Origin of the sequence: aff. Roholtiella sp. LEGE 12411, assembly GCF_015206995.1 — a bacterium.
GTDB lineage: Bacteria > Cyanobacteriota > Cyanobacteriia > Cyanobacteriales > Nostocaceae > Komarekiella.
In genome coordinates, this window is the sequence record NZ_JADEXR010000173.1 from 1 (window position 1) to 12247 (window position 12247).

Annotated in this window: 10 protein-coding genes and 2 pseudogenes; 7 read left to right on the forward strand and 5 right to left on the reverse strand. The window is 43.1% G+C overall.

Annotated features, from left to right (window positions below):
• Positions 1 to 662 precede the first annotated feature (662 nt).
• The gene (locus IQ246_RS25315) at positions 663 to 1193 is read left to right on the forward strand and encodes a hypothetical protein (protein ID WP_194006081.1); all 531 of its coding nucleotides are present in this window, start codon (positions 663 to 665) and stop codon (positions 1191 to 1193) included.
• Between the two features lie 193 nt (positions 1194 to 1386).
• Positions 1387 to 2223 (forward strand): protein-glutamate O-methyltransferase CheR, encoded by an 837-nt coding sequence (locus IQ246_RS25320; protein ID WP_194006082.1) that lies wholly within the window; start codon positions 1387 to 1389, stop codon positions 2221 to 2223.
• Positions 2224 to 2330: 107 nt separating this feature from the next.
• On the opposite strand, the gene IQ246_RS25325 is transcribed toward IQ246_RS25320, so the two are convergent.
• The 5 genes from IQ246_RS25325 to IQ246_RS25345 all read right to left on the reverse strand — a co-directional run bounded on the left by IQ246_RS25325 (position 2331) and on the right by IQ246_RS25345 (position 7027).
• A complete protein-coding gene (locus IQ246_RS25325) occupies positions 2331 to 2930 on the reverse strand; it encodes a heme-copper oxidase subunit III (RefSeq protein ID WP_194006083.1) in 600 nt (199 codons plus the stop codon).
• 92 nt (positions 2931 to 3022) lie between these two features.
• The gene (gene ctaD, locus IQ246_RS25330; protein WP_194006084.1) at positions 3023 to 4726 is read right to left on the reverse strand and encodes a cytochrome c oxidase subunit I; all 1704 of its coding nucleotides are present in this window, start codon (positions 4724 to 4726) and stop codon (positions 3023 to 3025) included.
• A 131-nt stretch (positions 4727 to 4857) separates the two neighbouring features.
• Positions 4858 to 5781, reverse strand: a complete 924-nt coding sequence (locus IQ246_RS25335) for a cytochrome c oxidase subunit II (RefSeq protein ID WP_194006085.1) — start codon at positions 5779 to 5781, stop codon at positions 4858 to 4860.
• Between the two features lie 143 nt (positions 5782 to 5924).
• Positions 5925 to 6530, reverse strand: a complete 606-nt coding sequence (locus IQ246_RS25340) for a DUF2231 domain-containing protein (RefSeq protein ID WP_194006086.1) — start codon at positions 6528 to 6530, stop codon at positions 5925 to 5927.
• On the reverse strand, positions 6527 to 7027 hold the full coding sequence (locus tag IQ246_RS25345; protein ID WP_194006087.1) for a DUF2231 domain-containing protein: 501 nt from the start codon (positions 7025 to 7027) through the stop codon (positions 6527 to 6529). Before IQ246_RS25345 ends, IQ246_RS25340 begins: the two co-directional genes overlap by 4 nt.
• Positions 7028 to 7869: 842 nt before the next feature.
• Here IQ246_RS25345 and IQ246_RS25350 point away from each other — a divergent pair.
• The 5 genes and pseudogenes from IQ246_RS25350 (at position 7870) to IQ246_RS25365 (ending at position 12141) form a co-directional block, all read left to right on the forward strand.
• The gene (locus IQ246_RS25350) at positions 7870 to 8586 is read left to right on the forward strand and encodes a transposase (RefSeq protein ID WP_244142159.1); all 717 of its coding nucleotides are present in this window, start codon (positions 7870 to 7872) and stop codon (positions 8584 to 8586) included.
• Positions 8587 to 8765: 179 nt separating this feature from the next.
• Positions 8766 to 8876 (forward strand): annotated as a pseudogene (locus tag IQ246_RS25355) (transposase); the annotation flags it as partial.
• Between the two features lie 461 nt (positions 8877 to 9337).
• The gene (locus IQ246_RS25360) at positions 9338 to 10453 is read left to right on the forward strand and encodes a TIGR03032 family protein (RefSeq protein ID WP_194006089.1); all 1116 of its coding nucleotides are present in this window, start codon (positions 9338 to 9340) and stop codon (positions 10451 to 10453) included.
• A gap of 71 nt (positions 10454 to 10524) precedes the next feature.
• Positions 10525 to 10677, forward strand: a pseudogene (locus tag IQ246_RS31380) (hypothetical protein); the annotation flags it as partial.
• A 57-nt stretch (positions 10678 to 10734) separates the two neighbouring features.
• The gene (locus IQ246_RS25365; RefSeq protein ID WP_339379206.1) at positions 10735 to 12141 is read left to right on the forward strand and encodes a hypothetical protein; all 1407 of its coding nucleotides are present in this window, start codon (positions 10735 to 10737) and stop codon (positions 12139 to 12141) included.
• Positions 12142 to 12247: the final 106 nt, after the last annotated feature.

Genomic DNA, 12247 nt, shown 5'->3' on the forward strand with positions numbered 1-12247 from the left:
GACAGATACTTCTCTACGAGAGGCTGCGCCAAGGCTTACCTCGACTATGCTCGGCACGAATCGCTCAGTACAAGTGCCCTATGCCCAAAGCGGCGGAGCGACTATCCCTCTACAGACACCTGGGGATGGAGTTTCCCGTCGCTTTTAACCCACCTTCCGCACCCAGTACTGTCACAATGGGTTATTACTGAGCTTGATTCATCAATAGAGAATTAAATAACACATTAAATGAGCAAAAAAGATATATTAACTAATAAAAGTAGCATTGAATCTATTCTCAATAAGAAGCAATAAAAAAATAAAGTAATTTGAGAGTGAGTTAATAAGAAAATACTAGAGTTTTTATCTAGTTATTAATACGAGCTTATATAGATTGGAAAATAAGTAAAAAACAAGCATAATAATTTAGGACTACTAATAAAATTAGATAGCCCATATCAACATACTTGCATATTCAGAATCCACAAAAAATTAAGTTATACAGGTGTAGTAAAGGCGGCAATTTTCTGGTAATGATGTGAGAATGAAATTCCGCTATGGAGTTAAATTATAAATATCTTTTGGCTGGGTATAATTCAATTTTTATGTTCTCCCTCTAGATAAAAGATATTTATTTCAATAGATAGGTGTACTTAAAATAACTGGACTGTTATGTTACAAAGATGACTATAGCTAGACAAAAACCTTTAAATGCTTCCGTACAGCTTCCAGAAACATTAGCAGAGAAATATACCGAAGCAGAGCGTATGCGTGATGTTCTGCTTTTACTACAAAATTTGATTAACAGTGAAGAAGCCACTGTGAAACTAATTATAGATTGTCTTTATGATGTTGGCTCAGTTAACCTGATCAACCGAAAGATTCCCTTACGACTCTTAAATAGGGTAATGAAATTAATTGCTCGAATGTCTAGACCAGTTTTTAGAGTCCTAGCCTTCAATTGGTTAAAGAAGAATTGTCCCCAATTGATTACTGATTGGCTACAGTTACAAGTAAGTTTTGAAGGATTAAAAAATATATCTCCAGAAATAGCTATCGAAGTTGAACAACTTCAGCCATATTCAGGATCACAGGCAGAAAGTCTTAGCCTAGAAATTAAGTATCTGCGCTACCAAGTTAGATGGCTAGCTGGAATTTCAATAGTAGCGATCGCCTCTCTAGGTGTAATATTTATTTGGTTAAACGGTGGGTAAAAGCCCTCACCATGATTTTTCGATTTTACACCCAGTCCCCAATCCCTTATCCCCAGAGGAGGCCCCACCTTCCCCAGTCTCTTTTACAGTGCAAACCACTGTAGTTGCTTTACTAGCCGCAAGCAGTTTAATTTATTGAATAGCTAGTGCATTTCAGTAATTGGCTCAGCAGATAAATATGCTAATTCCGACTATGACTCTGCCCAAACCTACCTTGGAGGATATCGAAATCCAGTTGCTTCTAGAAGGAGTGTACCAATATTATGGTTATGACTTCCGTAATTATGCTCTCTCGTCACTCAAACGCCGCATTCAGAGCTTTATACAGCTAGAGGGGTTAGCCAATATTTCTGCATTACAAGAGCAATTACTTCACAATCGCGCCTATCTGGAACGATTTTTGCTAGGTTTGACGGTGAATGTAACATCAATGTTTCGTGACCCCAGCTTTTATAATGCCTTAAGAAATCAAGTTATCCCGTTCTTGCAAACGTATCCGTTTATTCGGATTTGGCACGCTGGATGCTCTACTGGGGAAGAAGTTTACTCAATGGCAATTCTACTGCAAGAAGAAGGACTTTACCATCGTTGCCGGATATATGCTACTGATACTAACGAAAAGGTACTACAAACTGCCAAGAGCGGTATTTTTTCCCTAAAACTGATGCAGGAATATACTCAGCTTTACCTAAAAGCAGGCGGTAAGCGGTCTTTTTCAGAATACTATACAGCGGCTTATGACAATGCGATTTTTCGGACATCTTTGAGAGAAAACGTTGTTTTTGCTCAGCATAATTTAGCAACTGATAGTTCTTTTAATGAATTTAATATTATCATTTGTCGTAACGTTTTAATATATTTCAATCAAGTACTGCAAAAGCGGGTACATGAGCTTTTTTATAATAGTCTCTGTAACTTTGGTCTTTTAGGTTTAGGAAAACAAGAATCGATTAGATTCACTCCTTATGAACGGCATTATGAAGAGATAGCTAAAGGCGAGAAGCTGTACAAGAAAATTGCGGGCGCGTGAAAACCACTAGGTTTAGACCTTAGTGGTTTGATTTCCATAAAATTGATTTTTGCAAGAGATACCCATAAACTCAATAGGCTACACCCCACTGCAAGCAGATTTAATGTTTACTGCCAAATATAAATGAGGACAAACAAAATAATCCAGATAACATCAACAAAGTGCCAAAACAACGAGGTTGCATTGACGCCGAAGTGACCTGAGTCGTAGTTTCCGGGAATGAAGGAGCGGACAAAAATAATTAACTGCAACAGAATACCTGTAAAAACATGTAACCCGTGGAAGCCAGTTAGTAGGTAGAACGTCCCACCAAATACCCCTGAAGTGAAGCCGAAAGCGAGGCTGTTCCATTCAATCACTTGTCCTACTAGAAAGTAAGTTCCCATGGCCATTGTGGCTAAGAGGAACAAGCGAAATTTCACTAAGTCATGGCGTTGAAGGGCGCGTTCTGCTAAGTAAATCACAAAGCTACTAGCGACAAGAATTACTGTGTTGATTGATGGTTCTTTAATTTCTAGTCCAGAAACACCAGCTGGTAGCCAGTTAGGAGTAGTTGTTTTGTAGACAATATATCCTACGAAAAAACTCAGGAAAATGACGCTTTCAGATAGTAGAAACACAATGAAGCCAAACATTTTGTTGCCTTCTTCATCGTGGCTATGTTCTGCTGTTTGGTGCAATTCATCGGAGATGATATAACTGTCCATTGGGGGAATTCTCTTTTACCTTGAGGGTTAAATTTGAAACGCGCAGGGAAGCACAGAGTTACGCAAAGGGTTTCTGCGTACCTCTGTGTGCGTTACTTTATGTCTGTTAATGTTGCGTTGGTAGACAAAGAGTTATGGCTTTGTAAGTTAGCTGTCAATGGTTCTGACTTGCCGTAACCGTAAGGTTCAGAAATAACAATGGGAATTTCTTCAAAGTTCTCGACTGGGGGTGGTGAAGAAACTAACCACTCTAGTCCAATTGCTCGCCAAGGGTTATCAGGTGCTTTCTCACCTTGCATCCAAGAAATCACCATATTGAATATGAAGGGCAAGGTAGACATTCCCAACAGGAATCCGCCCAGACTAGCGATGATATTCCAGAATGCATACTCTGGGGCGTAGGAAGAGACTCGACGTAACATGCCTTGTAATCCCAGGGGGTGCATGGGTAAAAAGTTGAGGTTAGTGCCAATGAATGCTAACCAAAAGTGCAATTTACCCCAGCCTTCGGAGTACATCCGCCCGGTCATTTTGGGAAACCAGTGGTAGATGGCAGCATATAAGCCCATCGTTACTGTGCCGTAGAGGACGTAGTGGAAGTGACCTACTACAAAATAAGTGTTGTTAACGTGTACATCAACCGGCACAGAGGAAAGCATAATGCCTGTGATTCCGGCGAAGACAAACATGACCAATGCGCCTAGGGCAAATAGCATTGGTGTATTCAGCCGTAGTTTACCGCCCCAGATGGTCGCCACCCAAGCAAATACTTTAATACCAGTGGGTACAGATACACACATTGTCGTCAGCATGAAAATCAACCGCATCCAGCCAGGTGTACCGCTGACGTACATGTGATGTACCCAAACAATACCGCTGACTACGGCAATCAAGATGGATGAAACGGCGACTACTTTATAGCCAAACAGGGGTTTACGTGAATAAACTGGGAAGATTTCTGAGAAAATCCCAAATACAGGCAGAATGATCACATAAACGGCGGGGTGGGAGTAGAACCAGAAGTAGTGCTGGAACATTACTGGGTTCCCGCCCTTGGCTGGGTCAAAAAAGGCGGTACCAACTGTGAGATCTAGTAGCAGCATCACCGCACCTGCTGTTAGTGCAGGTAGTCCAAATAGTTGGATAATCTGGGCGCTAAATACTGCCCAAACAAATAGAGGCATTCGGAAGAAGCCCATACCTGGTGCTCGCATTTTGACGATGGTGGTGACAAAGTTGACTGCTCCCATAATTGAGGAGACGCCTGATATTGCCACCGCTAGCAGCCAGAGAACTTGACCATTAATTAAGTTACCTGTGGGGTTTTGTAGACTAACTGGTGGGTAAGACCACCAGCCTGCTTGGGCTGGGCCACCAGGGATAAAAAAGCTGCCCATCAGCAGAATTCCGACTACTGGAACCATCCAGAAGGCGACAGCGTTGAGGCGGGGAAATGCCATGTCTCGTGCCCCAATCATTAGGGGCACTAGATAGTTGGCAAAACCAACTAGCGAGGGAAATGTCCACAAAAACAGCATCACTGTGCCGTGCATGGTGAACATACCGTTGTAGACGGTGCGGTCAACTAAATCTGATTCGGGTGTAATCAGTTCTCCCCGAATCACCATTGCAAAGATACCGCCGACGAGAAAGAAGAAGAAAGAAGTAACGAGGTACTGAATACCAATTACTTTATGGTCTGTACTAAAGCTGAAGTATTCTTTCCAGTTACCCGGAGATTCGTGGTTGGGCTGCTTACTGGCAATACTGATGCTGTCAATAGGAATATTAGTCATTGATTATTTTCCTTTTAACCGGGTGCTACTCAAAGAGTCCAGCGTCAACAGTCAAGGGTCAAAATTTGGACTGGAGGACTCTTAACTTTTTAAAGGGGCAACAAATGATTTACTTTGAACTGTTGACTCCCTTAAGGGGCATTGACTAAAGGAGCTACCGCAGGTGCAACAGTAGCCCAACCAGTTTTGACTGACTGATTGGATGCTTGAGCATATTCGGAAGCTGCTTGATTATTTGCCGCTGATGGCTTTTGGGTTGCAGCTTGGGCTAGCCACTGGTGATAATCTTCTGAAGATTCGACGACTACATTGGCTTGCATAGTCGCAAAGTATGTGCCGCTATATTGGGAATCGGTCAGTCGATATTCGCCTGTGCGGGTGGGAGTAAACTCAAAGTCGATAGTGTGATTGGGAATCACGTCCTGTTTGAGGCGGAAGGCTGGAATGTAGAAACCGTGCAGAACGTCTGCTGATTGCAACGCTAAACGCACCCGGCGATCGCGAGGTAAATGCAATTCGGTACTGGTAATATCTTTTTGGGGATAATGAAAGACCCAAGCCCACTGCTTGGCCAGTACATCGATTTTTTCTACTGGTTCAGTTAAAGCATCGGCTGCTGAGTCTTTTGATGCCGCAGATGCAGATTGCATGGCCATCGGCAGATGGAAATGTACATGCTCCATCGGGCCTTGAATTCCCATTTGCTCATACACTTGGTAGCTGTAGCCCGCAATCCAAAACACTAGCAAAATTGGGATGGCTGTCCAGACAACTTCCAGTGTGACGTTACCTTCAATTGGGGGGCCATCAGTATAATCATCCTTGACTGCCCGATGGAAGATCACGGAATACATTAGAGTGCTAGTCACTCCTAAGAAGATGAATGCACCCAGCGTTACCAAAAAACTAATCAAATCATCAATTAGTTGAGATTCGGCTGCTGCTTGTGGCGGAAGCCAGGAATAAGCCTGTTTTCCAATCCAGAGACTGGTAGCAGTCACTGCGATCGCACCCGTAATTAATGTCAAAATATTTAAAATCTTCTGGATTTTCATGGTTAAGGGTCAAGGGTCAAGAGTCAAGGGTCAAGGGTCAAGGGTCAAGGGTCAAGGGTCAAGGGTCAAGGGTCAAGGGTCAAGGGTTAAAATTAATTACTTTTGACTTTTGACTTTTGACTCTGGACTATGCAAAGCATTGTTTACTTGAGTGTTGTGTTGAGTTCTTGGCCTAATCGCAGCAAATTATCTGCGGTGTTGTGTACGCCAAACTCGGCAGCCATTTGTGCCCCTAGTGTGCCGTGGACGTACATGATCAACATGACTGTGATCCCTGTGAGCAAATAACTCCACTGCACTTGTCTATCTGCGTTTTTGCCCCAAACGAAGCGCTGCCATCCTCTCCAGACGGTCATGCCAACAATCAGGGCTAATAAGAACACACCACCGATACCGTGCCAAAGCATGGTTTCCATTGCCTGCAATCCCCAGGCACTCTTGACATCAGCTGGTGGTGCTGCCAACATCATTTCGTAGAAGCCTGCCGCTACTGTGAAAAATGTAATGATGCTGGAAGCTAACATGTTGTACCAGCCAACATTAAAGAAGTTGTTACGTTCAACGGTAATTGCCAAAAATTTGAAGACCCATTTTTGGAAGGGGAACAGAACGCCGACAATATCAAAGGTCATTCCAATAATGAACAGACCTAGGGTGAGATGGACTAGGTTGGGATGAATGGGAATGGCGTAAGGCAGTCCATTTGCACCCAGCTGTCCGCTCAATTGATTAATTAATTCCGAGTTCATGGCAAAATACTATCCTTTACTGCTTCCACAACTGGAACTGTGTGCAGTCCATATACCCAAACGAGTTCATCACCAAGATATACCTGGAAGCCAACTATCAAGGTCAAAAGTAGCCCTGCTCCTAGATAATAAATTGGTAATTTTTGCGGATTGCGAGCACGAATTACATAACGCCAAGCTGTAATTGCCGCGATGATTCCAGAAAGCGACCAACCAATTAATGTGTGCATATTTAGCACTGATTTAGCTAGGTTGTAAGGCTGGGCTAAACCAGCTTCAAACTGACCAAAAATGACGGCGACGAAGATGGCGATCGTGGCGACAAACATATTCCACCAACTCACCTCAAAAAGATGGTTTTTACCAGTAAAATAACCAATTACATCGCACAAGAAGGAAAACAATACCATCGCAATTACGAAGTGGACAACGATGGGATGAATCGTATCTGGGTAGGGTAAATTATGGTCGTTCAAAGACGTAAGATACTCAAACATGGTATTCTCCTGGACATATCTACTGCACCTAAGTCAAACTTTCATGATTTATGGATACTTGCTAACATCACCACAAGTATCTATTTCTAGATGATCAGAATTTGTTCAATATCTACGCGGTGCAATCTGCTGAATTTGCTTTTAAAGTAAATGATTGTGGTTGCGATTCATTTCCTCGTGTCGAAACTCTGCAACAGCAATTATTGATGTAGCTAAACTAAATCGCTGTCACTGATTTGATTTGCTTAACCTATCTTTTAGCTTAGGTAAATTTTTATGAATTGTCAAAAAATTAAAAATTAAAAATTAAAAGTTATTTATTTAGCAAAAGCTAGGTTTTATAATGTATCAGTTCTTGCATTGCTTAAAATATTATTAAAGGTAGATAATTTAGTTTTATGTAAAGTATTTCACATTGATAAAATTTTGTTTTGTAATGCAAATAACAAAAATATCTACTTGTAAAAGTGGCTGGGGACTCAGGACTAGACACGTCCGGAATATTAACTAGGGGTCAAAAAAATGGTAGAACGGGTTTTTGACCGTCTCCCAAAATGAAAAATCCACTTCATTATATTCAAGAATATCCGCAGCGAACAAAACAAATTTTGGGAATAACCAATGACCAGTTTCATAATTTGTTGAACATTGCCGAAATGCATCATAACTTACTTCAATCAGAGATAGAACGTCAGAAGGTACGTATAAGAGTGATCCATAAAAATAAATGCCCAGCCGTGTGTTGAAATTATTCGTGGGTGTTAAGGATCGCTTGTTTGACGGCTGGGCATTTATTTCTTGGCAGTATGCTAAATGAGAAAGGAGGAGGCCGGAAGCCGAAATTGGAGATTTCCGAAGAAGTCTGTTTATGTCTATTTTATTTAAGACAAATGCCAACATTCGAGGTTTTAGGGTTACAATTTGGAATTTCCAAAACTGAGGCTAACGATACATTTCATTACTGGCTTGGAATCCGGCGAAAAATATTACCAGCCAGTCTGCTCGAACAAGTTGAAAAAAATGATAGTGATTATGCGATCGCAATAGAACTATTGAAGGAATTTAAATTAATCGTGGACAGTATGGAACAGCCACGGGAACGCCCTTGCGACAATCAAGAACAGAAAGAGTATTTTTCCGGTAAGAACAAACAGCACACATTTAAAAACCAATTTATTACCTTACCAGAAGGAAAAGATATTGTAGATGTAGAGGTGGGAGAAAAAGGACCAACCAGTGATATTAGCTTGTTTCGAGAGCAACAAGAAAAGTTTGAATCCTTACAAATGTTTGAAGGAGATAAAGCGTATCAAGGAGGAGAGAATATAAAGACTCCTTACAAGAAGCCACGTAACAGAGAATTAACTGCAAAGCAAAAAGCAGAAAATAAAGAGTTTTCTAGTAAACGCATCTTTGTTGAACACGTAATTAGACTTGTCAAAATCTTCCCAATTGCCCGACAAAGATTTCCACTTAATTCTCGGACTTATGATCAGGTGATTCTTACTATTTGTGGATTGGTGAGACTAAGAATTGGTGCATTAATTTTACCATTTTAATACGTGTTGTAAACATGAAATCTGCCATGAATTAGTTTCCAGCATATTTACAGATAGTTGCTATCAGTAACTATCTCTAACCCTGATTATTACGTTGGTTTTGGTTAATACTTAACACTGGACAAAACCAGACTCAGAGCGTGTTGCAAATTTTCGGACGAGTCTATTTGATAAATTTTTATAGTAAACCTGTTTTGTGGTCTAGTTCTTACTATGTAGCATCAACGGGAGGAGCGCCAATAGAAAAAATAAAACAGTACATCAAGTCTCAAGAAGTGCCAACAGAATAATTGTTGATTCGTCATGCATCCAGCATCTGTTTTTGCTGTGCAAAAATTCAATACTAGATGCAATCCTCACTTCGTGACGCTCCGCGAACATCAACCGCTCTAATCCCAAACCTGCTTCGCTGAGGATTAGGGACTGCCACGATACGTTCAAACATCGTCTGAGAAAAGTCTCACATCAAAAGTTGACCATGCTCAGTTAGATTTGGCTCCCAAGGGAATCTTACCCCACCCAATTCCTGCTGTTTCTTAAGACCATGAAACAAGGGGAGAGTGAAAAGTTCCATGAAAACATGCTTAAATATTAAGTAATTTCCTCAATTTAGCTGTGCCCTATTTTTCTCTCGTCGGCAAAATATTCCCTGGGACTATCTATTAATAGAGGCTCTCCAAGCTGAATTAATCAGCAATAACCTTGTGAAAAAATCGGTATAATATAACTTTTTTTCTTTGAACATCCGAAAATGAATCAAATCCCAACAACAGCTTCCAAGGAACTGGAGATGAATGCTTCACGCCAGTTCACCCCCTGGCTATTCGAGCAGAATCTAAGCCTCGGATTTACTACCTATCAAGCAGGTAAACTGTTCTTAATTGGCTTACAATCCAGCGGCAAACTATCTATATTCGAGCGCACCTTTGAACGTTGCATGGGTTTGTATGCTCATGGCAGCAGCTTGTATATGAGTTCGCTTTATCAATTGTGGCGCTTTGAGAACATCCTACAACCAGGACAAATCCACGACAACTACGATGCCGTTTATTTGCCTCAAGTGAGTTATGTCACAGGAGACTTAGACATTCACGATGTGGCTTTAAGTACTAAACAATCCCAACTCAGGGAAATTGCGAGCAATGGCTTATCTGCCAATTCTCCAGCCCCTCAAGATGCACTCAGTCCGGTATTTGTCAATACCCTATTTAGCTGTCTAGCCAGTGTGAGTCCAACCCACAGTTTCATTCCCCTGTGGCAACCGCCATTTATTAGTAAACTGGCAGCAGAAGACAGGTGTCATATCAATGGGTTGGCAATGCGAGATGGTCAACCCAGGTACGTCACTGCCGTCAGTCAGTCAGATATTGCAGAAGGATGGCGAGATCATCGCACAGATGGGGGTTGCGTCATTGATGTGGAGAGTAACGAGATCGTACTGAGTGGACTTTCTATGCCTCACTCCCCTCGCTGGTATAGGGACAAGCTGTGGTTACTCAACTCTGGTACAGGAGATTTTGGCTACGTAGATTTAGAACGAGGTCGGTTTGAAGCGGTGGCTTTTTGTCCAGGATACATGCGTGGTTGCGCGTTTCATGGCGACTTTGCTGTAGTGGGGATTTCTCAGCCCAGGCACAACAAGACTTTTAGTGGTTTACCCCTAGACGAGAAATTGCAGCAGAAAAACGCTGAACCTCGCTGTGGGTTGCTGGTAATTGATTTGAGGAGTGGGGATATAGTGCATTCCCTGCGAATGGAAGGGATGGTAATGGAATTATACGACGTCGTGGCACTGCCTGGGGTGCGTCGTCCAATGGCGATCGGTTTCAAGAGCGACCAAATTCGCCGCATGGTGACGGTGGGATGAGAGACGTAAAGTTTTACATCTTTTGACCCAACAAACAACACAAGCAAAAACAATAAGAAGAATCAACAACAATGGCAAATTCCGTTTTAAACCTCTCCGACCTCAACGGTAGCAACGGCTTCGTGATTAACGGCATTAATGGTGGCTATTCAGATAGCTCCGTCAGCAGTGTCAGCAGTGCGGGGGATATCAACGGCGACGGCTTCGATGACCTGATTATCGGGATTGTCAGGTCAAATGATGACAAATACAGCGGTAAGAGAGTTGTCAAAGAGAGCTACGTGGTGTTTGGCCGCAGCAGTGGCTTTGGTGCCAGCCTCGACCTCTCTTCTCTGAATGGCAGCAACGGCTTCGTGATTAATGGCATTAACATTAATAGGTATGACGAATCAGGCGAATCCGTCAGCAATGCCGGGGATATCAACGGCGATGGCTTCGACGACCTGATTATCGGGGCAAGATATGCCGACCCCAACGGTCAGGTTGATGCCGGGTCAAGCTACGTGGTGTTTGGCACTAATAGTGGCTTTAATGCCAGCCTCGACGTCTCATCCCTGAATGGCAGCAACGGCTTCGTGATTAACGGCATTAATGAGCGTGACCGCTCAGGCACCTCCGTCAGCAATGCCGGGGATATCAACGGCGACGGCTTCGATGACCTGATTATCGGGGCAAGATATGCCGACCCCAACGGTCAGTATAGTGCCGGGTCAAGCTACGTGGTGTTTGGCACTAATAGTGGCTTGAATGCCAGCCTCAACCTCTCATCCCTGAATGGCAGCAACGGCTTTGTGATTAACGGCATTAATGGTGGTGATTTATCAGGCGGTTCGGTCAGCGGCGCCGGGGATATCAACGGCGACGGCATCGATGACCTGATTATCGGGGCATCCTTTGCCTCCCCCAACGGACAGCAGAGTGCCGGATCAAGCTACGTGGTGTTTGGCACTAATAGTGGCTTTAGTGCCAGCCTCGACGTCTCATCCCTGAATGGCAGCAACGGCTTTGTGATTAACGGCATTAATGCAAATGACAACTTAGGTAACTCCGTCAGCAGTGCGGGGGATATCAACGGCGATGGCTTCGATGACCTGATTATTGGGGTAAGTGGTGCCAGGTCAAGCTACGTGGTGTTTGGCACTAATAGTGGCTTTAGTGCCAGCCTCGACCTCTCATCCCTGAATGGCAGCAACGGCTTTGTGATTAACGGCATTGGTAGCACCTCCGTCAGCAGTGCGGGGGATATCAACGGCGACGGCTTCGATGACCTAATTATCGGGACAAATTCCACCAAGTCGAGCTACGTAGTATTTGGCACTAATAGTGGCTTTGGTGACAGCCTCGACCTCTCCTCTCTGGATGGCAGCCAGGGCTTCGTGATTAACGCCATTAATAAAAATTACAACTCAAGCATCTCCGTCAGCAGTGCTGGAGACATCAATGGCGACGGCTTCGATGACCTGATTATTGGGGCAAATTATACGAACTCCTTCCCCCAACTTGACTTCGACCGAGACGGTAACAAGATTTTTCCGATTGTAACTATCAAGTCAGGGTCAAGCTACGTGGTGTTTGGCTTTGCAGCTCCCACGCCTACCAATAAACCCCCTGTTGCAGTTAATGACACAGCTACCACCGATGAAGACACTGCTGTTAATATTTCAGTCTTAGGGACTTCCAGAAAATAAAATATAGAAAAGACTCCGTATGAGAATTATTATTATTCTCATACAGAGGGGGTGGAAGGGCTTCCACCCCCCTTCTAATAAGTAAGCATGAAAACTTCTACACTAA

Bases quoted from the DNA above. Each gene is read 5' to 3' on its own strand.
- IQ246_RS25315 (WP_194006081.1), top strand. From the start codon at position 663: ATGACTATAGCTAGACAAAAACCTTTAAATGCTTCCGTACAGCTTCCA.
- IQ246_RS25320 (WP_194006082.1), top strand. From the start codon at position 1,387: ATGACTCTGCCCAAACCTACCTTGGAGGATATCGAAATCCAGTTGCTT.
- IQ246_RS25325 (WP_194006083.1), bottom strand. From the start codon at position 2,930: ATGGACAGTTATATCATCTCCGATGAATTGCACCAAACAGCAGAACAT.
- ctaD (WP_194006084.1), bottom strand. From the start codon at position 4,726: ATGACTAATATTCCTATTGACAGCATCAGTATTGCCAGTAAGCAGCCC.
- IQ246_RS25335 (WP_194006085.1), bottom strand. From the start codon at position 5,781: ATGAAAATCCAGAAGATTTTAAATATTTTGACATTAATTACGGGTGCG.
- IQ246_RS25340 (WP_194006086.1), bottom strand. From the start codon at position 6,530: ATGAACTCGGAATTAATTAATCAATTGAGCGGACAGCTGGGTGCAAAT.
- IQ246_RS25345 (WP_194006087.1), bottom strand. From the start codon at position 7,027: ATGTTTGAGTATCTTACGTCTTTGAACGACCATAATTTACCCTACCCA.
- IQ246_RS25360 (WP_194006089.1), top strand. From the start codon at position 9,338: ATGAATCAAATCCCAACAACAGCTTCCAAGGAACTGGAGATGAATGCT.